Here is a 22,635-nt window from a genome sequence, read left to right as displayed (position 1 = left end):
CTTTCATCCAATGATGGTTACCGGGATCTGTGCTCGTCGAGTGACTGTTTCGGCTACACTTCCGAGGAACGTCCGGTCTAAGCCTGACCGACCGTGGCTACCCATAACGATCTGGTCGATGCCGTTGTCGGCAGCGTAGTCGAGAATCTCACGCGCTGGTTTCCCGACTTCAGTGACAGTATCGAGTACAATATCGTGTTCCGCTGCGAGATCCGTCGCAGTTGTGTGAATCTCGGTCGCCCGCTCTTGGGCGGTATCGTACCAGTCCTCTGCGACTGGCAAGCCACCGGCCTCTACATCGATTACCGAATCGATCGGGTTGATGACGTAAATGGTGGTAATCGTGGCGTTCGGAAAGGTCTCGAGTGCGTATATGAGTGCACGCTCGGCAAGCGGGGAGCCGTCCAAGGCGACGAGAACGTTGTCAGGCATACGATAGAGTTCGAGAGGTGCTGAGAAGAGTGTAGTGCCGAAAACTCGGCACCTGGGAGTACCGTTAATTACCCATCAAATTCTGAGAGCGCCTCTGTTGCAACGTCACCGAGTTCTCCGGCCTCGATGTGCGAATATCGCTCCCGAACCATCTCCTCTGAGTTATCGAGATACCGGGCCGCCACCGTGTACCCGAACGCCCGGACAAGCACCTCACCCATCCCTCGGCGACCGCCGTGCGGAGCGAGGTAATCGTGTTTTGGATGGTCGATGTCGATCTCTGCGGCCTCCGAGAGTCGTTGGAGAATCGACCGTGCGCCGTCCGTCGTGATCGACGGCGGCCGAATGTCCTCATCGAGCGCCAGCAGCAGGTCGCGAGCGTACTCCGCACGCCGCTCAGCAATTGCTTCTGGGGGTTCCCCTCGGTCGGCGAGTTCTTCCCGGACGAGCTCCGCGAGCGTCCGTTGATCGAACGTCGGAAACACCGGCCACCGCTCCGTCGGTGGGTTCATCAGCTGGCGGTAGCTCCGCAGCGGCGAAATCACCGGATTGGGGAGACTGGCGGCGTCCCACTGCTGTTTCTTCCGGTAGACGTCCATACTCCCATCGTCGAGGGAGAGGTCCTCCCAGCGGACGCCGCGCCGGCGCGGGTCGTTCGGATCCCGGAGCAGTTCCCCGACGCGGACAGCTGTGTACGCGAGAACGAACACCAGCGCCCGGTCACGAGCCGCCTTCAGCGCTGCGTAGCGCGCTCGCTGCTTGTCGAGGGGGTCAGTATCCTCTGGGAGTGTCGTGTACGCCTCGACGGCGTCGCGGGCCCGTTCGTCGACGTGGCGGGTGAGGGCGTGGCGCTGTTCGGACGTCCAGGCCTGCTGGTCGCCGGGCTTGCGGCCGTCGTCCTCCGGCAACGGCGCCATCGCACTGGCCCGCTGCGCGTAATGTGCTTCGAGATATCCTTCGTTGACGCACCAGCCACACCACGCAGAGATATAGCGGTAATAGGTTTGTACCGTGTTCTGCTTGAGTCCCCGATCTCCACCGAGATGCCGGGCGTACTCCCGGAACACGCGTTCGTCGAGATCGTCGAAGGTCGGCCCCCGGTCGACGTCGTCGGGGACGATCCCGGTCCAGTCGTCGGCACCGCGGTCGCCGGCGGCCCACTCGGCGAATCGCTCGAGTTCGCGTCCAGCGTTTCGTCGATAGTTCCCGCCGTCGCCACCGCGGCCCTTCCCCTTGTCCTGGAGGTAGCGCTCGAAGCTGTCGTCGAGCGGTGTCGAAAGCGCTCGGTCAGGCATTCACCGGCCCTCCACCGTCCTGCGGGCCCGGTCTCGGTGCCTCTACCCTGGGGGAAGCGCCGTCGTGAGGCGGTTGCAGCATTCGTGCTTCACCGACGGCGGCGGGGTACTTCAAAGTGGTCGTGATTACCGGCGTAATCAGGACCACCGGTGACAGAAGTCTCATAACAATTTTTCCTATGATAGAAGGGTTCTATCCCCCGAAATTCGGATTTGGCCAACGGTATAAATCATATGCCGCTATACCAAAGCCGTGACCGCCGTTCGGACCCGGTTCCGAGAATAATCGCGAGACTGCAAGCAGATGGCTTGCTCACAATCTGCATAATGTACAATGCGCACGAAATCTAAATGATGAGGGAAATCACCCAAATCCAATGTTAGTCGTTCGTAGCTTGCTCGCTCAGCATCTCCACAACTTCCTGAACACGTTCCTCATCGGCTTCGATACCACGCTCCCGGAGGATCTGGAGGGCGACCTCATCACCGTGGTCCGCAATTACCCGGAGACACGCATCTTGAAACTCTCTTCCCTCAAATTCGGGAACATCAAACATAGAGCACGCAGCAGTTACCGATGATCGCATCCGGGTGACGCCATCCCACGTGTCCTCCCGGACATAGAAGCCGTGCATATCGGTCTCATCAAAGGAGAAGGCCGGTCCACCGGTGGATTCGTCCACATCCTCCTCATCCTGCTCAGGAATGGACTCAGTCACCGACTCTGTGTTCTCAGTAGTTATCTCTTCATCCGGTTGCGGTTCATCCTGGGTGTCAGTACGTTCGTCGTCGTCCGATTCAGCTCCGTCCTCCGTTTGTTTGAGCTGTTCAGCGACATCCCCGAAACGGTCGTCCTCATTAGGCATGGCTGTGTTCCTCCACGAGGTCCGCTAAGTGGTCGAAATTAGGGATCTGGTCACAATCTTCGTCGAACTCCGAGACGGGCATTCCTTGTTTGAAAGCACGAGAAATCGCAGTCCGTTCGCGAATCCCTGGCTTCGGGATACTATCGATAGTGCGTCCCGATTCATCGAGAGCATTGAAGATCTCCGGATCCACACGGGCGTACTCAGGGACGAACGAACCGAACTCTCGGTTGAGATTTTCAACGAGAGTCCGATGCTCGTTGTGTTGCCCCATCGTTTCGCGAATCATATTCGGAGTGACTGCGAGGATATCTAACCCGATATTCTCCCGGATTGGGGAGATCTGGCGTTCAATCATCTTATTGAGGCCGTTGATCGAGCCAGCACGCGGGATCAGCGGGATTATAACGCGCTGGACGGCGATGAGGGCGTTATCGGAGAGTTTCCCACGGCCGCCGGCGGCATCAATTATCACGAAGTCGTATCCGTTTTGGATGAGTGGATCGACGACATTCCGCCGAAGCTTCACGTCTGCGAACCGTTCGTCCTTCAGCCTCGTCTCGACGTTCTCGAGTTCGTTACTCGACGGGAGGAGGTGAACGCCGAAGTCCGTCTCGATAAGCAGGTCTTCGGGGTCTTCACCATCGATAAGGGCGTCACCGAGGTTCGCATCGCGGTCGTACGCATCGTCGTACCCAAGCTGGGTCGTCATGTGCCCGTCCTTATCAAGATCCAATAGTACCGTCTCATGGCCACGAGCAGCGAGTCGATCAGCGATGTTGAGCGCGATCGTGGATTTTCCTACACCCCCCTTGAGCAACGAGACAGCTGCTCCAGGAAGTCCTTCAAACTCGTCAGCACTCATGAGTCAGCACCCCCGCAATAGGTGGATTTTGTACATTTTGTAGGCAATACACATTGTGTAGGTTTTGGAAATTGTGCACGTTTCGTTGATAATGTGAGTTTTGCCTTGCTCATACGCGGTTAATGAAGTTCACCCATGTTAATTCTGCGTCAGACAAATTGGGCGCACTATCTACACAATCTACATTTTGTACATTATTCAAATTTTAAGCACAATCCTCATTTTTCTCGATCTCTACTATTTAAACATAATCTACACAATCTACATTATCTAGGTAGAGTCAGATTGGCAAACTCTCATCGGTAAGAGCACACCTCTACTTTTTGTAAGAGAGATCGGTCTAACTGCTACAGGTGCTCATCAAACCAATCTCCAAGACCACCTGAGACATTACGATACGCCCACCTTCCTCCACCACTCTTTGGGATTTGGGTTACGACGATTGAGTCATTCGTGTCGGTGACACCAGTCAGCTCATCGGCGATATCACCCGCGCCTTTGTTTGAAACGTCAACCAACCAGGTGGACTCAAGAGCATCAAATGTCGGACCTAGGGACTCGATCGCCTCGTGGATCTCTTCGTAGTCCTGTCCCGGTTCGTGTAGATCGTAACTGATCTCGTAAACCGTCATGTCTTAAGAACTAAAGCTGCTAACGGCTGCACCTGCAATTCCGACAGCGGCCAGGGTATACTTCGGTGCATCATAGATCCCGTGGGCGATCGCATTGCCGGTCTCTGGGTTGTGGCGGTCTAATTCGATTGTCCATTCATCCTCGTACTTCCGGATCTGGAAGCTATCCGTCTCTCGCTGATCCCGGTACACCGCCTCTGCACCAGCTTCGATCGACCAATACGAACGCTCGAATCCCGGAGGGAGCGTAAGTTCGGCAGTCTTCGGAACGGTGATTTTTACTCCGTACCCTTGCTCGCGTGCTAACCGTTTTGCCTTTGCCCAAGAATAGGCGTAACCGCTGTCCTCAGATGGTGAACTGACCATATCTAATTCTAGCAATGAAGTAACATAAAGGCTGAGTAAGCGGGGTGGAAGTGAAACACATTCCTAGCTATTTTTGGCTCTACATTCCGCACACATTCATCACAATGATCACTACAACCTTCGAGCGCCAAGGAATGCAATATACAGAATCTACATTATTCACATTACCCTAATGGTGTGCGATATCGACATTGTCCAGCCATTCCGATATGAGAAATCGGGGTGGTGAACTGCCTCGGATTCCCGCCAGACCGAGGCACGATGGTCGTTCGACTATCTACACGACGCCAGACAGGAACAGGAGGTGACCAGTGGCACAGTGACGACGACCACCTGAGTAATCGATGGATCAATACTCGTAGTAGTGAAGCTCCACAGCAGCCACGAGACGGATTGCAGAGACGTTCTAATGGTTGCGGAAGAGATCAATCCGATTTAGCAAACCGTGTTTGTTGGTTGGCGATAGGAAGTGCTGAAACCCGGCAAAAGTTCCGATAGGCATTGGGAACAAAACAGACAGAGAATCCTACGACAGCTTACGAATAGGCGTCGTTGAATTCCCGTTCACGGCGCATCAGCTCCTCGACACCGTGCTCGAGAATCCCCCGCCCCATTGCAGTCGGCCGATAGTACGTGTAAAAACCCTGGCTGTCAGCGGTCCGTCGTTGGCGCTTGTCGACGAGCCCGACATCGACCAGTTCGTCGAGATGGTAGTGGAAATTGTGGGATTCGACATCGACCGCGGCCTTGAGATCGGCAGCACTCAGTTCGTCGTTGGCAACGAGCGTGCGGAGGATCCGGAACCGCGTCGGGTGGCCGACCGCCTGTTGCATAGCGAGATACTCCTCGAGCGTCAGCCCGCTATCCTCGGGAAGCGGCGGGTCCGGCTGACGAACCTCCTCTGTTGGCTGGCGATCGGTTTCGGACATTTGGGGGTGCCTCAGATCCTACGTTGGGACGCCACGTACTTAGTCGTTCTCGACTAGAATATTTCTGAAAACACCGATATTTATATACTGCCGTTCCGAATCGACGAGTCGAATGCGGCAACGGATTATCGATAATCTCCCCCGTGCCGCCGGTGATTCAGATGCACTCGCTCCAGTCCGGCGGGAACAGTTGCTCGTCTATCTGATGGGCCCATATCGGACATTCGACGTCGACGCGCTGCTGCCGACGGACGCCGATGTCGAAACCGATGCCCCATCGTTTGCGACGTGGGACGAGAGCAACGGCGAGTACGCCGAAGACGAGGTCTTGCGGCTCCTACAGGAGACGCGGGACTGCCTCCGCGACCGCGGGTTTAATGCCTTTCTCGCAATCGACGTCGGGATTCCGCTCGACGAGATGGATGCCGCCACACAGAGTATCGCCTTTGCGCAAGCGAGTAATGCAACGATCTTCATCGCTCCACAGGTCGGCGACAACCTCGGTGTCGGGATCGAGATCGGGAGCGTCCTTGAGGATATTCTATCAACAGCTGGAATGCAGGGGCCGGCAGCCGATGCAACACCACCTGCGCGTGCGCGACGGATTATGGTCGCAACCGAACCATCGGTTCGAAGTGCGATGCTTGGCGCCGTCCACGCGCGCTGGGACGCCAGTGTTCGGACGTTCACCGACGCCGCGGACTGCTGTCGGCTCTGCGCACAGTTCTGTACCCACATTCAGAACGAGGAACTCTATGGCTCGCTCGACCGTCTGGACTGAGTGGGCTGTCAACTGTGGACTGGTGAGGCCAGGGCCTCGTTGACACTCAACACTAATTTTAGCGTGGACGCTGTTATCGGCGTGTTCCTCCCGTCGTCATCTTCTCCGGCGTCTCGTCCACCTCTTATAGGTCCATCAGGTAGGCGTCCAGCCGCGCGACCTGTAACTGTCGGACCGTCCTTTGTTGACTCGCGTATCAGGCCGAAAGAGGCGGATCCTTGAACATCTGGCACATCACGTCGACAGAACGGGCGCTCCGCATTCGGTCGAACACGTTGACTGGGTCCGCCATCGGCAGCTCCATCACGTACCCGTCCGGTCGCTGCAGGACCAGATTCTCCAGGCCGGGCGTGAAGAAGAGGCGTGAATCGCTCTCCCACGCTTCGCGCTGCTCGACCTTATCGTAGACACGATCGAAGAACTCGACGAACGCCTCCTTGTCGTCGGCCAGGTCCTCGATGAACTCTTTCAGGCGGGTAAAGCTGAACCACAGCCGGGTGTCGCTACGCTCCATGACACCGGCCTCCTCGAGGACCTCACCGTAGGCATCCACGTCGAGTTCCCAGAGATAATCGGCGTTCACCCAGTTCGCTGGCTTCAACTGACCGAACGCGCCGTAGGCGCTGTACATCTCGTACAGGTACTCGTCCTCGGACCCGTACTCGACCTTCGCGACTGGCTCCTCTCGCGTCTCGTCGGTGACGTGCTGGAACGGCGCACCCGTATCCTCGTCGGCCGCCCAAGTCAAATGACGATCGTTCCAGTCCGGGATGAACGCAGCCCCACTAGAAGTGGAAGTGATACCGAACGTCCGATCACCCGGGAGATTGATCTTTACTTTGTCGTTTTTAGCGACGATCTCCAAGCTGAACTTCGTCACGTGCCATGATAGACACCACTTACCTCCGCTTACGGACTGCCGGATTTATATCTTGCTCCGTTCCGGAACCCGGATGTGTGGTGCCGTTTCGTAGATGCTCCGCAGCTCGTTTCCGGACCGGGCCTCGGAGTCCCGGAAGCATCGGCGGGCACGGCCGTTCGAGTGCAGGATCTTGTGGTACTTGTAGAACTCGCAGAGACAGTTCTGGATGTTCGCCAGCGACAGTTCCAGCGGGTCGCCCGCCTCCGTTTCCAGGAAGGGAAAATCCAAATCAAGCCGGTCGAACTCCTCTTGCTGGTGCTGGCGTAGCCACCGCATTACGGCAAGCCGGTCGAATCCGTTGAACTCGGTGACAAGTTGCTTCAATCCCTTCTGCGCGCCCGGTCCCGGTGACGACCAGTCGTCAGGTGAGAACGAGAGTACGCTATCACCGTCGTAGAAATCGACGGGATACAGGAGGTCCACAAGGGTCTGGTAGGAGAGAAAGTTCCCGAACCCAGGTTGCGCCCGGATCAGGTCGTAGGCATCCTCCAGCGAGTCGGCTGCGAGCGCCTGGTCGAAGAAGTTGGAGTCCGCGGTGAGCTCGTCGAAGAGCGCAGCCACGTTCTCGACTTTGTCGGATGACCCCATGTGGTTGTAGCCGCTGACCATGTACGCCCCGGTGAACACTGTCTCGTCCAGCTCGTCGCGCCGATGTTTCAACTGGGCCTCAAACTCGGCCGCGTCGAAGTCGTCGAGCGACTGGAACCCGAGATAGTCGTGCGTCTCCAGCCGGCCGATCAACCGGTACAGCATCACATTAAAGATCTTGTCCTGCCGGGACGCATCGACCTCGAGGATGTGCTGGATGACGTACTGCGTCCCGGGATCGAGCTCGCGATAAACGTTCGTGAAGCGGTATTCTTGGAGAATATCGTCGTCCGTCCACGGCGACTGCTGCCCCTCGACCACCCGACGATACCACACCTGCTGACGTTCGGTGATGAACCGCCAGAACAGGTCAAGCGTATCTTCGTCGAGACTATCCCTGATCTCGTCGGGCTTCGTTAAGGATTGAGACATTACTCGTATGCTGTGAAAACCAGCCGTTGACTCATTGAATCTTACGGGAACCCGTTTTACCGAGCGAACATTCATGCGGAGAAACCTTTAGGCGGCCGGAGGATCGCATCTCTACGTAGTATGAGATATGATTCCGATGCTGCACGCGACTTCATGCCCCCCAACGACCCGTGGGAGGAGCATGACGCATCGGAGGACGCCAAGAGCTATCTGACGCTCTACTACTGCGAGGACGACATCAGCAAGTATCCGGTCCGAGAGGTCACCAAGGTCAACGACAACAAGAGCGATCCGAACCTCGAAACGATGAGTTACGGCCTCTGCTCTACCTGCACCCGGGACATCCGCTCCGGCCTGGTCAAGAACGACCGCCCCTATCTCTTCTTTTGCACCAACTACCACGGCGACCGCCACCTCGCCGGATACTACCACATCGGCTGGCACTCCTTGGGCTGGCCACTGCTCACCAACTACCGGGACGGTAGCATTCAGGATGATTATCGACTGGTGGCCGACGAGATGCACTGGGTCTATCCACCGATCAGTTTCGAGACCGTCGCCGAGGAGACAGGATTCGACGGGATCCAGAGCGGGTTCCGGAAGAAGCTGGTCGGTCCCGACCGGACCGCCGACCTCCTCGCCCTCCTCCACGACCGCGAGGATTATTCTGAGCGGTACATCGAGGAGATCCGCCGGCTGGAACGGATCAACAAGCGGTACCACGAGTACCGGTACCCGACCTGGGAGCGGGAGGACAGTTTCGACTGGGAGTCCGTGGAGAACTACGTCGAGATGGCGACCACGGATGAGGATGACGGCAATAAGGAAATCCTAGAGCAGAAGGTCGACGAGTTCGACGTCGATCTCGATCGTATCACCTCTAGAGGCGTGTCCGACTGGTTCTGCCTGCTCTGCGAGCATGAGTTCGAGAACGAGGCCCCGCTGAAACTGTGCCCTAACTGTGATAATGGAGGCGGGGTTATTCCCGACCGAGCGATCAACGCATGACCGACTCCCCAGACCTCCTTGACCTGCAGAAACGGCAGCAGGAGCACGACGAAGGACATCACCGGGATGTCTACACGCTCCCCTATCCCGACAGGATGAACCATTACGTACTGCACTTCTCAAAATACGTAGGCCGCCTCTCCCGAGACTACGCCGACGAGGAGACGCGGATGGAACAACTCGAAAAGACGCTGGCGGACAGCTTCATCGTCGCCCTCGCGGCGGCGAACACGCTCAACCTGGACCTTCAGGCGCAGCTGGAGGAGATGTTCGGGATCGAAGCCGAGGGCGTCGCAGAATGGGCGGAACAGCTGGATCCAGCTGACGACCCGATGGATTCGGAGGAGGTCCAGGACTGGCTGTTCCAGCGGATGGCCGCGCCTGCCGGCAGCATGTCGAATGCGATGGAATCCCTCGACCACATGGAGCCGATGAACACCCGGGAACTGCTCGAGGAGGAGACCGTCGAGATCGTCTCGGATCTGCTCATCGCCGCGGAGAATCTGGACGTCGACCTCGAAGCACTGCTGGACGACCGGTGGACGAAGATTGAGGAAGAGTCGATTCTGTGACCGTGGAGCCTTACCGATGGTAGATAATTTCGACGAATTCTACGAGTTCTACGAAGGACAGTTCGAGTGGTATGACGACAAGGCGGTTCGTAACAAATGGATGCATCGGTTAATGAAGGGCGCACAGATCGTGCTGGCCGCCATCCTACCTGTCGCCGTGTCACTGTTCCCTGTGACGAGCAGCACGGTCTGGAAGAACACAATCATCATCGCTGCGGTCCTGCTTATCATCTTGGAGGCACTCGAATCCTATCTCAACTATCAGAAGAAGTGGATGAACTACCGAACCACCGCCGAAGGCCTGCGGCGGGAAGAGCAGATGTTCAAGACGCGGACGGATGAGTACGAGGGTGTAGACGACCCTGAGCGGGTGTTCGTCAAGCGGGTGCTGGCGCTCACCAGCCAGGAAAACCGGTATTGGGAGATTACTACGCGAAAGGCACAAGAGGCCTAGTCACGTTTTATCAATAAGCACGGCTTTCCAGGCCGCCATCACCAATGCCGACCCGCCGCGTCTTCATCAGTTACGAAGGAAGCGACCGCATGAAAGCGAAAGGCTTCCGGCTGCTCCGCTGGAACAACAACGTCGATGTCTCCTTCCACGACCGACACCTCCTTGACCCCGTAGACAGCACAAACGACGACTACATCCGTAGCTGCATCCGGGACGAAATGAAAGGTACCTCGGTCACCGTCGTCATGGTCGGCGAGAACACGAAGGACAGCGACTGGGTCGATTACGAGGTTGAGCGCTCGCTCAAGGAAGGCAACGGCCTAGTCGCAATCAAGGTCGATGACGATATCTCCGACGAGGACATCCCTGATAAGTTGAAAGAAAACGGCGCTGAGATCGTCGACTGGGATCCAGACGAGTTCGACGACGCGATTGAACGGGCGGCGAGCCAGCGGAGCAAAGTCGGCGAGTCTACGGTCCGCGGCCGGGCAGGAACCGGCTGTGGCCGTTCCTGACACTCGTTCTCTGCCGTCTTCACTCAGGCGTTCCGGTAGAGAATATCGATATCTTCAGGCCTGTCACGGCGGTCATGGGCGCGATTCGTTCGGCCCCAGACCAGCCCCTCTGCCCAAATCACCAGATCCTCTAGCACCCAGTCGGATGGCAAATCCCCGTCGATCACATGGATGTCGTATTCGAACTCATCATCCGTCTGATCGGAGTACGTCACCTGCACTCGGGCGTCTTCCGAGATGTCGTCGTCCGTGGTTCCGGCCTTGGAGACGACAACGGTGCTCGGGTGAGAGAAGAGAGGGTAACGCTCGGATGTCGGGCCAGTTCGAACCTCCACGCTTCCCGGGTCGGGGTAGTTCGATCCCTGCTGGAGCGGCCTGAGCGGATATCCGCGATCGACCAGTTCTTCCTCAACCTCATGAATAAACTGGGGGACACCATCGGCGTCCCTATTTACCGGTCCGTCAGCTCGTCCCGTACCGACGAGCGTGAACCATGTGTTCGTGCCAAGCGGACGGAGATAATGGAGGTTCTCAGTGGGGCCGTCGTCGACATCCGCACGGATGGTGAGTGCCTGTTCGCTATCAGAGATAGCCGTTGTCACGGATATATCCTCGATTGTTACCATAGTATCTCCAGATGATGGCCGGCCGATACGTGAAGGTACTGCCACAGACTTGGATCGGGACTCAAGCTCAGATAAATGAAGTTATGCCGTGGAAGTCGCGTTTCTGGATAATCCGTTGTAGAGTTCTTTGATTTTGCGACACGCTCCCCTGCCGTCCGCGTCCATCTGCTCGCACAACTCATACGGATTAGTGCCTTCGAGTACCGGTGGTTCGCCGCGCAGTTCGGTCGAACCACCGGTAAAGAGCGACCCTAATCTGTATCAGACAATCCCATCCTCCAGATTAACCAACAGTATACAGATCTGTCGAGCATTCGTTGGTTAACTTTGTCCAGCGACTCGGAGCGGTTCCACGACCATGATTGAGCGCGTCCTGCATCGGTGGAGGAGTGGTTTCGGCCACCCCGAATATCTTGAAATCGGAATGAGTAGTGGTCAGCATGACGCGGGCCGAGAAGGACGAGGAGCGGGAAGAGCGCATCAAGATGCGCATCATCGTTGATACCTACAGCCCAGAAGAGCAGGCGTGGGGATGGTACGCGTATCTGGACGACACGATAGACTTTCCGTTCGAAGCGTGCTGTGTCACCGAGCGAGAGGAGTCACCCCTAGAGGAAGGCGAAACGGTACGCGTGGTTGGAATGTCCCCAACAGATCCGACTCTCAACCAGATGTTCGTGACGATCGAGTGGATGGGCAGAGAACTTGGCGTGCCACTGGAGCAACTGGAGCCGATCGAGGCCAGTAGTAACACGGACCAAGCGATCGCGGACTGGCAGTACTGGCTCGATCGCTGACAACCAAGCCCCTCGATAGAAAATCCTCAACTATCGAAGGACAGAGACGTGCTTCACCAGATCCCGGACAACCCACATATTGAATCCGGTCGGGAACGTCCGAGGTGATACTGAATGCGAATCGAATTCGACGACGGAACGCTCCTGCTCCGTAATGCTCCCGACGATGTTCCCTATGGGGAGTGGGACGACCGCGTCGACGAGTACCGAACCCGAGCATATCGATATCGAGCCCTGCTCGAGTGGGCCGGCGAGTGGACGGACGGAAACGAGCAGGCAACGTTGCAAGAGGGCTTCGCTCACACTCTCGAAGACGCCGCGCGGGCCTACCCCGATCTCGAACTCACGCCAGCGCTCCACATCGAACCGCGTGACTACCAGCAGGCCGCGCTCGACGCCTGGATCGACTACGATCGGCGAGGGAGTGTCGTGCTCCCCACGGGCAGCGGGAAGACGTTCCTCGGGCTGCAGGCCATCGCCGACGCTGGCGTCAGCACGCTCGTCGTGACGCCGACGATCGACCTCATGAATCAGTGGCACGCCACGCTCACCAACGCCTTCGGAGACCAACTCTCGGAGCCGATCGGCGTCCTCGGCGGCGGCAGCCACGACATCACTGCGATCACCGTCACCACCTACGACAGCGCCTACCGCTACGTCAACGAGTACGGCGATCAGTTCGGCCTACTTGTCGTCGACGAGGAACACCACCTGCCAGCTCCGACCTACCGGCAGATCCCCGAGATGATGATCGCGCCGTATCGCCTCGGGCTGACCGCCACGTACGAGCGGCCCGACGGCAAGCACGAACTCCTCGAGGACCTCCTCGGCCCGGTCGTCTACCGGGAGGACGTCGACGAACTCGCCGGTGAATACCTCAGCGAGTACGAAACAATCCACATGTCGGTCGATCTCACGGCCGATGAGCGCGAGCAGTACGACGAAGAGTATCAGATCTATCGGGACTACGTCGACAGCTACGAGTTCGATCTCTGGAAAGAGGAGGGCTACCAGGAGTTCCTCAAGCGCACCTCCTACGATCCACAGGGGCGGCGGGCGCTCATCGCCAAGCATCGCGCCGAGCGGATCGCCCGAACAGCAGAGAAGAAGCTCGACACGCTCGACAATCTCATCAAGCGCCATCACGACGACCGCGCGATCATCTTTACCGCCAACAACGACTTCGCCTACGACATTTCTCGGGAGTTCATCGTCCCCTGCATCACCCACCAGACCAAGACCGACGAACGCACCGAAATCCTCGAGCGATTCCGGACCGGCGAATACTCGATGCTCGTGACCTCGCAGGTTCTCGACGAGGGGATCGATGTCCCGGCGGCAAACGTCGGGATCATCCTCTCGGGGAGCGCCTCAAAACGCCAGTACGCTCAACGACTCGGGCGCATTCTTCGACCGACGGATGACCGCCAGCCAGCGCGGCTTTACGAAATTATCACCGAGGACACGATGGAGACCTACGTTTCGCAACGCCGCCGGGAGGGGGTGAGTGCCAGTGCTGACGGCTGACCTCGCACGCTCGCGCACGACCGACGAGACGGTCACCCCGCTGTTCATCGATCCCGACGAGGAGCGCTACCGACAGACCGCTCGAGAACTCATCCAGCTGTTCGAGAACCACCTTGGCGAGCCGAAAGGCGACCTCGAGGACGCGATTGACGAGCTGACCGTCGCAGATACCGACTACAAGATCGTCCAAGGGCTGGCGAAACTCCTGAAAGACAAGTGTGAGTTCGAGGTCGTGGCCTCCGTCGAACCGCGCGAGATCCGCCGGCGACTCTTCGAGAAAGCCAACGAGCGCTATCCAATCGTCCGCCAGCCGACGCTCGGCGAGGACACACAGAAACTGGAGGTGTACAGCGCGGTCGCCGACGACCTCGGGGTGTCGCTCGAGGAGTGCTATCGCGGGATGTATGCCGATCTCGAAGACAACAAACGGCTCGTCCGAATCGGCACGCGGACGGCCGACCAGTACGCCAGTGATGACGAGACGTCGACGACCAATCTGACCGGCAGCAGCGATGCGGAGTACGAACACACGGATCTCACCGTGGACTGGTTGTTGACCCGCTACAACCTCGCGCTCGCCCAGGCGGTGCTCTACGATGCGACGGAAATGCGGATTCGGGTCTGGGACCACTTTGGGACGGTGTTCAGCTACGTGAAGCTGTTCGGGTTAATGCATCGCATCTATCCGATCGACGCCGATGGCGAGCGTGTCCCGAGTACGGATCAGGCCGCCGGCTATGAGGCAGTACTGGACGGCCCGGCGTCGCTGTTCTCGAAATCACAAAAGTACGGGATTCGCATGGCGAACTTCCTGCCGGCGTTGCCCCTCTGTGACCGCTGGGAGATGGTTGCCGAGATCCTCGTCGACGAGACGACCGGCGCGACGCGACAGTTCGCGCTCGACCACACGGAGGACCTCGATTCACACTACAGTGCCGGCGACCAGTTCGATAGCGATGTCGAGCGGACACTCACCCGGAAGTGGGAGCGAGCGAATACGGATTGGGAGCTGGTGCGGGAAGACGATGTCTTCGATCTGGGTGCCGAGGTGATGATCCCCGACTTCGCAATCGAACATCCCGATGGCAGGCGAGCGATCCTCGAGATCGTCGGCTTCTGGACACCCGAGTATCTGGACGCAAAGCTGGAGAAGATTCGAAAGGTAGAGGCCGACAATTTCGTACTGGCTGTCTCGGAGCAACTGGATTGTGCGAGCGAGGAGTTCGGGAGCGCCGCCGATCGAGTGCTGTGGTTCAAAACTGGAATTCACGTCTACGACGTAGTCGATTTAGCTGAACAATACGCGACAGAGATGCCCCAGAGTGAAGAGCAGGCTTGAAAGATAGTGGGTCCAGTAAGGCTTTTAACTGTTACCGGATTATTGGTAACCACCAGATGTATGAGGTGCTCGACGACACCGCGGCGCAGGTCATCCTCACCATCGAGAGTGGTGACTCCATCCGCCGTGTCGCCCAACACCTCCACACGCCCTACGAGACAGTGAGACAGGCCGTCAATCGGCTGGAAGACGCAGGCTACGTTTCATATGACGACGGCCTCACTGTCGTCGACGAGCGCGTGCGCGACGCAGCTCGCGAGCTCGTCGCTGCCAGCGCCGGCGTCAGTCCACCCACCATCGAGGAGTCCTACGTCATCCCACAATTCGGCGACTGGCCGTTCGCGTTCACGCGGATCGATGGCGTCTACGTGTGGACCCAAGGTGGCTACCAAGTTGGGCGGAATCCGGATGACTATCCGCTGTTCCTGGCCGTCCGTGAGCGGGACGTCGACGCCTGGGAAGCGTTTTTCGAGTCGTTCAGCCTCCCCACCACATTCGAACGGCAGCCCCGAGACGAGTTGGACGGACCGCTACAGATCGTCCTCGAGCCACGCCCCTCACTCGACATCGAGCATGTCGAGGGGTACCCGGTGATCTCGAGAGCAGAGACGATCGAGTATATGCGTGAGAACTACGCCCAGTTCCAGTCGGCGCTCGCGATGCTCGACCGGATGTACGAGGACCTCGACCTCGGCGTCACGTATCGAGAGATCGAACGGGCACAACCATGAGCTTCAACAACCGAAGTGACGCGCTCATCGAACTGCTCGAGGAGCTCACCCAAGAGGGCCACGAGTACGTTCTCGTCGGCGGGTACGCTGTCTCAGCGTTCAATGCTCGCTTCTCCACGGACCTCGATATCGTCGTCGCACCGGACTCCAAAGCTGACTTCGTCGAGTTCCTCGAACAGCGGGGATTCGAGAAAACGGACAGCCATGCCAAGGAGTGGTTCTACGATACAGAGGTGATCGAGTACGAAAAGCGGCTCACGCCGCAACAGCCGATCGGCTTCGACCTCTTGGTGAACGGACTCGGGTGTCGTCAGACCGAGGCACAGTGGTCGTTCAACTACCTGTACGACCACAGCCACCAACAGGAGGTGAGCGGGGGCACAGTGACGACGACGGCTAGAGTCATCGATGGGGCAGTCCTCGTGGCTGCAAAGCTCCACAGCGGCCGAGAAACGGACCTTCGGGACGTCTTGGCAGTGGCTGAAGAGATCGACCTCGACGCTGTCACACCCCACCTGCGGCGAGGGGACGACGATGAGCTCCGGGAGCAACTTGAGCGTGGTCTGGAGATCTTGGAGAGTGACGAACTCAAACACGGATTTCGGAGTGACTTCGGGGCCTCAGCTGTCTCAGAAGAAACGGTCACCGCTCTCCAAGAGTATCTGTCTGCACAGATTGATCACCTGAGCTGAATCGGTCGGGACTCCCCTGACCGGAAGGGAAGATAAGGCCCTTCAGCGGTGCTTGGAGTCAGTCAAAAAATTGGAGGGGCGGTTGTCAGTCGACCGTCGCTAACACACGGACATCCGTAGCTGAGTGTCGTTCCCGTTCAGTACGAGCACCGTGCTCGCGGAGGAACTCATCAATACGGTCGGCAAGGGACTCCGCGTCCGCTCTATCAACGTGGACGATCAGCGTCGGATGTTCCTCGTCGCTGTTCTCAATCACGAGCGAGACATCCTTGAATTCGTCCGGCTGTCTATACGCCTCGAACTCATCGGCGACCTGGTCGGCCAGGTCGTCGAGTACCTCAATCGGTTCCTTTGTCATAGATTGAATATCGGCCTTGGAAGGTTGTGCCATCGCGAACGCGTGAAGAAAACGTGACGTGACTTTCAGAACCACCTCCATTAGACAAACTCGAACGGAGCCTTCTCACACCGATGGTTTACCGAGAAGAAGACCGATCCACAGAAGGGACAATGGGTTAGAGTGCTCGCGGATCGCTATCGACGATGCTCGCAAACGCGACGTTCTCCTGAACTTGTTCGATTTCGACTGTTGGCTCGTCGCCGGGCTGAGCGCCGGGAACGATCACGACGTAGCCACGTTCGACTTTTGCGATACCATCGCCCTGATCGCCGACGGTTTCGATTGTCACGTCGCGCACTTCTCCCTCATCAACAGGAGGACCAGATGAATCATGGCTCGTGCTTTCCTGAGAGGCGGGATGCCGTGGGCTCTGTGGAGATGTTGATTCAGCTTCGGAGGATGAATCAAGAAGAGCGATGCGGTACGTTTCATCAACAGTCAGCGCCCCATGCTTGATCTCACTCGGAGGAATCTCGATCACGGATGTGCCATCCTCCTCCTTAATTTTCGCAGTGAAAAGCGAACACAGGGGGTCTGATATTTCTACCATAACTGGGTTTGATACTGGATACAATTAATCGGTCTCTTTGAGAAGGAGCGAACTGGATCAGCTGTCCCCAGCTGGTTCTTCCCAAGGAATGTCTCGCTTATGGACTACAGCGAGCTTCGAGTCGTCATCATCTTCTATTGCACTGAGACCACGCTGGACGAGAGTGTGAACCTGTCCAACAGACTCCGGGAACGAAAATTGGTCATCCTCCGCGTCAGCACGGAGTTCCAGATAATGGAGGTACAACCTGAACCTCGTATCTGCTCCGATAGGCCACCAAATCGTTCCTATCTGCTCATCTACCTGATTGTCCCAATGCTCTATGAGTTCACGGATATCGTCGACGAGTTCCTCCCCAGAGGTTCGAAGGCGGAGGGAGTATTCCCGATCCCGCTCCATCTCTTCGATTACATCCTGAAGGAAAGGCTCAGCCTCCAGGGCGGTAGGTGAGGTCTGATCCGCTTCTAGAAGGTGTTCTAACGCCCGAATTTCTTCACGCCGAGCGGCTACAGCGTATGCGACATTGTACTTGTCCTCGGGGAAGATTTCGTGCTGACTCGGTTGCTGTGCCTGAGGGTCAGTGTCCCCAGTGGATGAGCTAAATAAGGTCTCAAAGAGTCCCATACGCTTCGTCCGGGGGGCACCCATAAGTACTTCCTGTCATATCAGACGGCAATTCTGGCGGCTGTGAACCGATTCACCTTGCCACTCGAAGAAGAAGCGGATTATCTTTGTATCGACAGACAGCGATGGATATGGTAGCAACACGAGAGAGGGCCCTTAGCGAACGCGAGTTCGAACTACTGTTAGAAGGTGCTGGGCGAATAGATGATACACAACAGAGACTCGAAACACGAGCGGCCATTCTCCTTGGAGGCCGTCTTGGACTTAGACCAGGAGAAACAACGCACTTGTCGAAATCGTGGGTTGATCTAGAGCGGCAGATGATCCAGATTCCAACACAGCAAAACTGTACGAAAGGAAGAGATGGCGGTATCTGTGGATACTGTCGACAGGCGGTGAAACAGCGGCTGGATCACAATCCCAATACGGATTTTCAGAGCTTTGCTGAGCGTTATTGGCTCCCGAAAACAGAAGCCGCATCTCGAACAGTTCCGTACCACTTTTCATATCGAGTTCGAGTCGCGGTTGAATTGCTACTTGACGAACATGGTGGCTGGCCATATTCGTTCTCGACCTTACAGCGGCGACTGGAAACTGCCTTGGAACGGTCTCCAGAATTGTCTAACGACGCAACCTCGTTACATGGATTACGAGCCACAGCAGCGTCTTATCACGCCGGAAGAGGCTTAGATCTTCCCGCACTCCGAGCAATGTTCGGATGGGAGGACATCACCACTGCACGTCAATATCTGAATGTCGATGGAGCGATGACCCGACGAGCGCTGGACAGCATTCATCAGTAAGCCTGAATGGACTAACATTCAAGAACCGGCTAGTGCTAGCTCAAAAGTTACTCCATTGGCCCTACGTCTCCAAGATGAGTGTATTTCTCAGCGACCCTATCGATGTAGGCTTCCGTCATAATTCGAGGATTCGACACCCGATGAAAGTCATCAAGAACGAACTGCATTTCCGCCCTATCGAGTCCGTAGGCGTGGAAAGAAGCTGCATCAACTTCGGCCTGAAGTCGCCGACGCTCTGATTCCTCTTTAGCGGGATCAATTCCGCCGAGCCGTTCCCGCATCTCCTCGAACTCCTTACCGTAGCAGTTGAGTCGGGCCGCCCGGTCAGAAATATAGTGGAACCAGTTGTCCCCCTCTGTGAGACGCGGGACCTGTGATTCTTCTAGTTTGAACCGGACAATGTGTGAATCGACCTTCGTCCGCATTAGGTAATCGAACGGAATGCTGTTCAGTAGACCAGTGATGACAAACAGTTCCTCGTCATCGTAGGCACGTTCATAGATTGAACGTAGGGGATACTCTGAGAGATCGTCCTGCTCCGGATTGACTTCATATGGCGAAAATGTCTGGAGTGTGTGAACACAAACGAGCCCTTTGGGTAACACAGTCGAAATCATTGTCCGTTCGTCGGTAGGTCGGGCGATATCTCGGTAGATAATCCGGTATTCCGTGAAGTCTGGAAGGAGGTCATCCATACAGAGGTCCTGTCCACGGTGTTCCTGAAGAAGATCGTTGACGAATCCCTTCTGTGATTTGCTGGTCTTCGGTCCACCAAACGCTTCGTATATGTTCTTTTTCGGCGTTCCACCGTTGTACGCCCGTTCCCGAACACGGTATTTAGCGCTCAGATCAGGCTGATCTTCATCGACACTCCATAGTGAAGGGGAATCAAGACTCGAATCGAACGTATTGTCGTGCTGGAACTGGTGAATGTTTGCTCCACCGTACACAGGGTAGTCACCTTCATTTTCCTCTTCGACGAAGCGGTCAGACGCCCGTGATCGATCCAGTTCACGGTGCGGAGTGACGTTCCATTTATTGTCGATTTTTTCTCCCAACGGAGGGTGTGAGACAATACTCTCCAAGATACCCACTTCCTCAGGATGGGTAATATTGGGGAATATCCGCGCTTTCAACGAATATTGGGTTAGTACTTCTCGTGGGATCTCAACCGCGTTCTCGTCGAAATGACGGAGGACAGAAACATCATGTTGATCGAATATTCCCTTGATTTGCTCCGACTCCCCCTGGTTCTTGAACGTGAGAACAGCGAACTGATACTGTCGATGAAGATCACCGAATATTCCATGATTCTCGAAGCCAACCAACGACTGTATTTCCGCATCATTCAAAAGTTTCATCCGGAGATCTTTCGAGAAAGAGCCACTGAACATCACTCCAGGTAGAACTTGCGCTACATACCCCTCGTCGCTCACGAGTTCGAACAATCTCTCAAAGAAGAGTGCCGCAAGATTGTTTTCATTTGGATCCTTCCGTCCATCAATAACAGGTTTCTGGAGGATGTATTCAGAACCATCAGTGAAGTACCGCATTTGCTTCTCTATCTGCTCTTGATACTCCTCCCATCCCTCGGCAATGTCCTCGTCTTCCAGCAGCTGTTTCTGCATCTCGTCCTTATTCGAAGGCATCCGGGACCGGAACTGCTCATCAAACTTGACGAAGTAATCGTCGCGGCTTGCTCGGAGCTGATCCCAAGGGGGATTCCCGATAATGAGATCAAAACCTCCCTGGTCGTAGACTAGCGCGAATTCAAGAATCCAATGAAAGGGGTGGAATTCTTGAACTTGATCCAGAGTGATTTCAGCACCGGCATTATGGAACTCATCTAGCACCTTGTTGTCCAGATTCTGACTGTAGCTGGTGATGAGTGACTCTGCCTGACGACGGGCGTTGGTTGCTTCTTTCGAGGAACTTGCCCGTTTGTGTTTCCGCTGAGCGTGGATCACGTCCTCGTAATACTCGCTGACCGGTGGTTCTTCACCGATGCCATAATTTGTGAGTGAGGTATCACCCTCTTCGTTGACGGTTTCGATGAGGTCTGTAAATCCAATTAGACTGTTCCCCTGCCGGATGTTGAAATCAATATTCGGGAGCGGTTCGACCTCCCCTGGCTCGTCTTCGATATCCGCAACCATCGAGAGCCACAACCGAAGTTTACAGATCTCCACAGCGCCTTCGTCGATATCCACCCCGTAGAGGTTATCCAGAATAATCGAGCGTTTGGCGTATAGCGACTCCCCACCATGCCCACCCTCGATACGTTCTAATTCCTCACGACTACGAGTCTCCAGCTCCCAGCCTTGCCCTTCAGCTTCGAGCCGCTGGAAATACTCAATGCATTGCATGTATAGGTCCATTAGCACCTCCTGTGCGGCGAGCAGGAAGGCACCACTTCCTACGGCGGGATCGAGAATATGCGCTTCCTTCAGAATGTCGTGGTAGAGAGTCTCCACATGGCAGGTCTGGACGTTTTCCGTTGGAACTTGCTGGGTTATGGTTCCGCCATCGGCAACAGCTTCTGTGCTAGTATCTGCCTCAGGCACGGGGAATCCGAACACATTGTCGATCTCGTCGTAGTCCGCGTCCACAGCCTCGTTGAGTTGATCGAGCAGATACGGATGGATCGTCCGTCGGGCCATGAACCCCGTGATCTCTTCTGGTGTGTAGTACGCCCCCATCTCCTTCTGATTGACCGTTTGCTCGAAGATGTGGCCCAAGATCGCCGGGGAGAGGTTCTTGGGATCGACGATGTCGAGTCGTTCGTCTACGTTCCAGTTCCAGTCGGAGAGGAAGTCGAGGATATCGTCGAAGAGCTCGTTCGTTTTCTCGGCAGGACCACCTAACTTCGCGTCTTGGAACTCCTCTTCGACAGGATTCCTTGCAAACAAGCCACCGTTCAGGTACGGAAGACTACCGAAGTCAGGGTTCTGCTTGTCTTCTGCTAGGTATTCGAAAAAGAGCGGTTCGTAGAACTCTTCGTAGTGGTCTCCCCCCTCGTCGACGACTTCATTCGGCTGTTCGTGAAGGTAATTCGGGTTCCGATCAAGAAGGCGTTTTTCCTGGATGAAGTATAGGAAGATCATCCGGTCAAGAATGACCTGCACATATCGTTGCTTCGCATCACCACGATCATCAGGGATGCCTGTAACTTCTTGAATGAGATCAGTCCGGAGTTCCTCAAACTGTTCATAGAACTCCTTGACGACCTGTTGCGTGTCGTAGAGCGTATCGTATATCGCAGCAGAGGAACCGTACTCGATCGAGTTCAGCTTCTGGAGAATTGTGTTCTTCTCTCCGCTGTCCCGCGTGAACTGCTCCTTCGAGAACGAAATCTTTTGATGCTTAATTCGACCGTGCTGCTGCCCCTCCCAGCTTCGGACTCGCGTAATGAAGGTGAAGGTCTCGAAATCGTTGGTGGCAACAAGGTTGGTATGCCGTGAGCGATTTTTCGGTTTGAAGTCCGTGGCAGTCTCACCGGGGCCAGCATTGACAATGACGATGAATTCGTCATCATCAAGCTGGACTACGAGTTCGTTATCGCCCCCAAGTTTCGGGCGTGGTTTGAGCCCGCGTTTTTCAAAGGAGTTCGCTATATCCTGTAAAGAGTCCCAGCCCGCAATATCGGATGCGGTGATCTGCTGGAGAGTCATACCACCTGAAAGTTGCCTTACTCATATGAAAATGATGGATATGAGGGTGACTTTCGACTGAACTGGTCAATGCACTTGTTGAATAGAGTGTGAGGAGCAGCTCGTATTTCACTATTATTCGTAGATCAAGTCGAAAACAGCCAATAGCGAGACGCTCAGTTGATGCAATGCATTGAGTATTTCCAGCGGCTCGAAGCTGAAGGGCAAGGCTGGGAGCT

General features: G+C 56.2%; 25 protein-coding genes. 11 read left to right on the top strand and 14 right to left on the bottom strand.

Annotated elements, in window-relative coordinates:
• Positions 1–3: 3 nt before the first annotated feature.
• The 7 genes from BLU18_RS12900 to BLU18_RS12865 all read right to left on the bottom strand — a co-directional run bounded on the left by BLU18_RS12900 (position 4) and on the right by BLU18_RS12865 (position 5,385).
• Positions 4–432, bottom strand: a complete 429-nt coding sequence (locus BLU18_RS12900; protein ID WP_092635560.1) for a universal stress protein — start codon at positions 430–432, stop codon at positions 4–6.
• A 68-nt stretch (positions 433–500) separates the two neighbouring features.
• Positions 501–1,727, bottom strand: coding sequence for a phage integrase SAM-like domain-containing protein (locus BLU18_RS12895; protein WP_092635558.1), 1,227 nt, complete (start codon positions 1,725–1,727; stop codon positions 501–503).
• Between the two features lie 380 nt (positions 1,728–2,107).
• The gene (locus tag BLU18_RS12885) at positions 2,108–2,593 is read right to left on the bottom strand and encodes a DUF7970 domain-containing protein (RefSeq protein ID WP_092635554.1); all 486 of its coding nucleotides are present in this window, start codon (positions 2,591–2,593) and stop codon (positions 2,108–2,110) included.
• A complete protein-coding gene (locus BLU18_RS12880) occupies positions 2,586–3,458 on the bottom strand; it encodes a ParA family protein (protein ID WP_092635552.1) in 873 nt (290 codons plus the stop codon). The genes BLU18_RS12885 and BLU18_RS12880 overlap by 8 nt, the downstream gene beginning before the upstream one ends.
• A gap of 347 nt (positions 3,459–3,805) precedes the next feature.
• The gene (locus tag BLU18_RS12875) at positions 3,806–4,090 is read right to left on the bottom strand and encodes a hypothetical protein (protein ID WP_092635550.1); all 285 of its coding nucleotides are present in this window, start codon (positions 4,088–4,090) and stop codon (positions 3,806–3,808) included.
• 3 nt (positions 4,091–4,093) lie between these two features.
• A complete protein-coding gene (locus tag BLU18_RS12870) occupies positions 4,094–4,456 on the bottom strand; it encodes a hypothetical protein (protein ID WP_092635548.1) in 363 nt (120 codons plus the stop codon).
• 536 nt (positions 4,457–4,992) lie between these two features.
• Positions 4,993–5,385 (bottom strand): winged helix-turn-helix domain-containing protein, encoded by a 393-nt coding sequence (locus BLU18_RS12865; protein ID WP_092635546.1) that lies wholly within the window; start codon positions 5,383–5,385, stop codon positions 4,993–4,995.
• A 112-nt stretch (positions 5,386–5,497) separates the two neighbouring features.
• Here BLU18_RS12865 and BLU18_RS12860 point away from each other — a divergent pair, with 112 nt between their 5' ends.
• Complete coding sequence (locus BLU18_RS12860; protein ID WP_092635544.1) at positions 5,498–6,166, top strand: DUF7509 family protein; 669 nt, start codon at positions 5,498–5,500, stop codon at positions 6,164–6,166.
• A 196-nt stretch (positions 6,167–6,362) separates the two neighbouring features.
• Here BLU18_RS12860 and BLU18_RS12855 read toward each other — a convergent pair whose 3' ends face one another.
• Together BLU18_RS12855 and BLU18_RS12850 are read right to left on the bottom strand one after the other, a co-directional pair.
• Positions 6,363–7,046 carry a hypothetical protein gene (locus BLU18_RS12855; RefSeq protein ID WP_092635542.1) on the bottom strand — a complete coding sequence of 228 codons (684 nt, stop codon included), beginning with the start codon at positions 7,044–7,046 and terminating at the stop codon, positions 6,363–6,365.
• A gap of 45 nt (positions 7,047–7,091) precedes the next feature.
• Positions 7,092–8,108, bottom strand: coding sequence for a nucleotide kinase domain-containing protein (locus tag BLU18_RS12850; RefSeq protein ID WP_092635540.1), 1,017 nt, complete (start codon positions 8,106–8,108; stop codon positions 7,092–7,094).
• A 120-nt stretch (positions 8,109–8,228) separates the two neighbouring features.
• Between BLU18_RS12850 and BLU18_RS12845 the strand changes: the two genes are divergently transcribed.
• From BLU18_RS12845 to BLU18_RS12830, 4 genes are read left to right on the top strand one after another with little or no spacing between them, the layout of a single operon-like run.
• Positions 8,229–9,116, top strand: coding sequence for a zinc ribbon domain-containing protein (locus tag BLU18_RS12845; RefSeq protein ID WP_092635538.1), 888 nt, complete (start codon positions 8,229–8,231; stop codon positions 9,114–9,116).
• Positions 9,113–9,688, top strand: a complete 576-nt coding sequence (locus BLU18_RS12840; protein WP_092635536.1) for a hypothetical protein — start codon at positions 9,113–9,115, stop codon at positions 9,686–9,688. Before BLU18_RS12845 ends, BLU18_RS12840 begins: the two co-directional genes overlap by 4 nt.
• Positions 9,689–9,704: 16 nt before the next feature.
• A complete protein-coding gene (locus BLU18_RS12835; protein ID WP_092635534.1) occupies positions 9,705–10,142 on the top strand; it encodes a DUF4231 domain-containing protein in 438 nt (145 codons plus the stop codon).
• 44 nt (positions 10,143–10,186) lie between these two features.
• The gene (locus BLU18_RS12830) at positions 10,187–10,657 is read left to right on the top strand and encodes a TIR domain-containing protein (protein ID WP_092635532.1); all 471 of its coding nucleotides are present in this window, start codon (positions 10,187–10,189) and stop codon (positions 10,655–10,657) included.
• A 23-nt stretch (positions 10,658–10,680) separates the two neighbouring features.
• On the opposite strand, the gene BLU18_RS12825 is transcribed toward BLU18_RS12830, so the two are convergent.
• Entirely contained in the window at positions 10,681–11,283 is a 603-nt protein-coding gene (locus BLU18_RS12825; RefSeq protein ID WP_092635530.1) for a hypothetical protein, read from the bottom strand.
• Between the two features lie 440 nt (positions 11,284–11,723).
• On the opposite strand from BLU18_RS12825, the gene BLU18_RS12820 reads away from it, so the two are divergent.
• The 5 genes from BLU18_RS12820 to BLU18_RS12800 all read left to right on the top strand — a co-directional run bounded on the left by BLU18_RS12820 (position 11,724) and on the right by BLU18_RS12800 (position 16,369).
• Positions 11,724–12,080 (top strand): calcium-binding protein, encoded by a 357-nt coding sequence (locus BLU18_RS12820; protein WP_092635528.1) that lies wholly within the window; start codon positions 11,724–11,726, stop codon positions 12,078–12,080.
• A gap of 114 nt (positions 12,081–12,194) precedes the next feature.
• A complete protein-coding gene (locus BLU18_RS12815; protein ID WP_092635525.1) occupies positions 12,195–13,607 on the top strand; it encodes a DEAD/DEAH box helicase in 1,413 nt (470 codons plus the stop codon).
• Positions 13,594–14,946: a DUF790 family protein gene (locus tag BLU18_RS12810; RefSeq protein ID WP_092635523.1), complete on the top strand. Its 1,353-nt coding sequence runs from the start codon at positions 13,594–13,596 to the stop codon at positions 14,944–14,946. Before BLU18_RS12815 ends, BLU18_RS12810 begins: the two co-directional genes overlap by 14 nt.
• 56 nt (positions 14,947–15,002) lie before the next feature.
• Complete coding sequence (locus BLU18_RS12805; RefSeq protein ID WP_092635520.1) at positions 15,003–15,677, top strand: helix-turn-helix domain-containing protein; 675 nt, start codon at positions 15,003–15,005, stop codon at positions 15,675–15,677.
• Positions 15,674–16,369 carry a nucleotidyltransferase family protein gene (locus BLU18_RS12800; protein ID WP_092635518.1) on the top strand — a complete coding sequence of 232 codons (696 nt, stop codon included), beginning with the start codon at positions 15,674–15,676 and terminating at the stop codon, positions 16,367–16,369. Before BLU18_RS12805 ends, BLU18_RS12800 begins: the two co-directional genes overlap by 4 nt.
• A gap of 85 nt (positions 16,370–16,454) precedes the next feature.
• Here the strand turns inward: BLU18_RS12800 and BLU18_RS12795 are convergent, their stop codons facing one another.
• The 3 genes from BLU18_RS12795 to BLU18_RS15050 all read right to left on the bottom strand — a co-directional run bounded on the left by BLU18_RS12795 (position 16,455) and on the right by BLU18_RS15050 (position 17,943).
• A complete protein-coding gene (locus BLU18_RS12795) occupies positions 16,455–16,808 on the bottom strand; it encodes a hypothetical protein (protein ID WP_218124105.1) in 354 nt (117 codons plus the stop codon).
• A gap of 76 nt (positions 16,809–16,884) precedes the next feature.
• Positions 16,885–17,319, bottom strand: coding sequence for a TRAM domain-containing protein (locus BLU18_RS12790; protein WP_092635516.1), 435 nt, complete (start codon positions 17,317–17,319; stop codon positions 16,885–16,887).
• A gap of 57 nt (positions 17,320–17,376) precedes the next feature.
• Positions 17,377–17,943: a hypothetical protein gene (locus BLU18_RS15050; protein WP_245697954.1), complete on the bottom strand. Its 567-nt coding sequence runs from the start codon at positions 17,941–17,943 to the stop codon at positions 17,377–17,379.
• A gap of 125 nt (positions 17,944–18,068) precedes the next feature.
• Here BLU18_RS15050 and BLU18_RS15280 point away from each other — a divergent pair, with 125 nt between their 5' ends.
• Positions 18,069–18,746, top strand: a complete 678-nt coding sequence (locus tag BLU18_RS15280; protein WP_394327342.1) for a tyrosine-type recombinase/integrase — start codon at positions 18,069–18,071, stop codon at positions 18,744–18,746.
• A 47-nt stretch (positions 18,747–18,793) separates the two neighbouring features.
• Here the strand turns inward: BLU18_RS15280 and BLU18_RS12775 are convergent, their stop codons facing one another.
• Positions 18,794–22,417, bottom strand: coding sequence for an Eco57I restriction-modification methylase domain-containing protein (locus tag BLU18_RS12775; RefSeq protein ID WP_092635512.1), 3,624 nt, complete (start codon positions 22,415–22,417; stop codon positions 18,794–18,796).
• Between the last annotated feature and the right edge of the window lie 218 nt (positions 22,418–22,635).

It is taken from the genome of Haloplanus vescus (assembly GCF_900107665.1).
GTDB lineage: Archaea > Halobacteriota > Halobacteria > Halobacteriales > Haloferacaceae > Haloplanus > Haloplanus vescus.
This window is presented reverse-complemented; position numbering and strand designations above follow the sequence as displayed.

Bases quoted from the DNA above. Each gene is read 5' to 3' on its own strand.
- BLU18_RS12880 (WP_092635552.1), bottom strand. From the start codon at position 3,458: ATGAGTGCTGACGAGTTTGAAGGACTTCCTGGAGCAGCTGTCTCGTTG.
- BLU18_RS12795 (WP_218124105.1), bottom strand. From the start codon at position 16,808: ATGGAGGTGGTTCTGAAAGTCACGTCACGTTTTCTTCACGCGTTCGCG.
- BLU18_RS12845 (WP_092635538.1), top strand. From the start codon at position 8,229: ATGAGATATGATTCCGATGCTGCACGCGACTTCATGCCCCCCAACGAC.
- BLU18_RS12835 (WP_092635534.1), top strand. From the start codon at position 9,705: ATGGTAGATAATTTCGACGAATTCTACGAGTTCTACGAAGGACAGTTC.
- BLU18_RS12820 (WP_092635528.1), top strand. From the start codon at position 11,724: ATGACGCGGGCCGAGAAGGACGAGGAGCGGGAAGAGCGCATCAAGATG.
- BLU18_RS12825 (WP_092635530.1), bottom strand. From the start codon at position 11,283: ATGGTAACAATCGAGGATATATCCGTGACAACGGCTATCTCTGATAGC.
- BLU18_RS12865 (WP_092635546.1), bottom strand. From the start codon at position 5,385: ATGTCCGAAACCGATCGCCAGCCAACAGAGGAGGTTCGTCAGCCGGAC.
- BLU18_RS12860 (WP_092635544.1), top strand. From the start codon at position 5,498: ATGCGGCAACGGATTATCGATAATCTCCCCCGTGCCGCCGGTGATTCA.
- BLU18_RS12840 (WP_092635536.1), top strand. From the start codon at position 9,113: ATGACCGACTCCCCAGACCTCCTTGACCTGCAGAAACGGCAGCAGGAG.
- BLU18_RS12815 (WP_092635525.1), top strand. From the start codon at position 12,195: ATGCGAATCGAATTCGACGACGGAACGCTCCTGCTCCGTAATGCTCCC.
- BLU18_RS15050 (WP_245697954.1), bottom strand. From the start codon at position 17,943: ATGGGACTCTTTGAGACCTTATTTAGCTCATCCACTGGGGACACTGAC.
- BLU18_RS12830 (WP_092635532.1), top strand. From the start codon at position 10,187: ATGCCGACCCGCCGCGTCTTCATCAGTTACGAAGGAAGCGACCGCATG.
- BLU18_RS12900 (WP_092635560.1), bottom strand. From the start codon at position 432: ATGCCTGACAACGTTCTCGTCGCCTTGGACGGCTCCCCGCTTGCCGAG.
- BLU18_RS12870 (WP_092635548.1), bottom strand. From the start codon at position 4,456: ATGGTCAGTTCACCATCTGAGGACAGCGGTTACGCCTATTCTTGGGCA.
- BLU18_RS12850 (WP_092635540.1), bottom strand. From the start codon at position 8,108: ATGTCTCAATCCTTAACGAAGCCCGACGAGATCAGGGATAGTCTCGAC.
- BLU18_RS12875 (WP_092635550.1), bottom strand. From the start codon at position 4,090: ATGACGGTTTACGAGATCAGTTACGATCTACACGAACCGGGACAGGAC.
- BLU18_RS12800 (WP_092635518.1), top strand. From the start codon at position 15,674: ATGAGCTTCAACAACCGAAGTGACGCGCTCATCGAACTGCTCGAGGAG.
- BLU18_RS15280 (WP_394327342.1), top strand. From the start codon at position 18,069: ATGGATATGGTAGCAACACGAGAGAGGGCCCTTAGCGAACGCGAGTTC.
- BLU18_RS12895 (WP_092635558.1), bottom strand. From the start codon at position 1,727: ATGCCTGACCGAGCGCTTTCGACACCGCTCGACGACAGCTTCGAGCGC.
- BLU18_RS12775 (WP_092635512.1), bottom strand. From the start codon at position 22,417: ATGACTCTCCAGCAGATCACCGCATCCGATATTGCGGGCTGGGACTCT.
- BLU18_RS12790 (WP_092635516.1), bottom strand. From the start codon at position 17,319: ATGGTAGAAATATCAGACCCCCTGTGTTCGCTTTTCACTGCGAAAATT.
- BLU18_RS12805 (WP_092635520.1), top strand. From the start codon at position 15,003: ATGTATGAGGTGCTCGACGACACCGCGGCGCAGGTCATCCTCACCATC.
- BLU18_RS12885 (WP_092635554.1), bottom strand. From the start codon at position 2,593: ATGCCTAATGAGGACGACCGTTTCGGGGATGTCGCTGAACAGCTCAAA.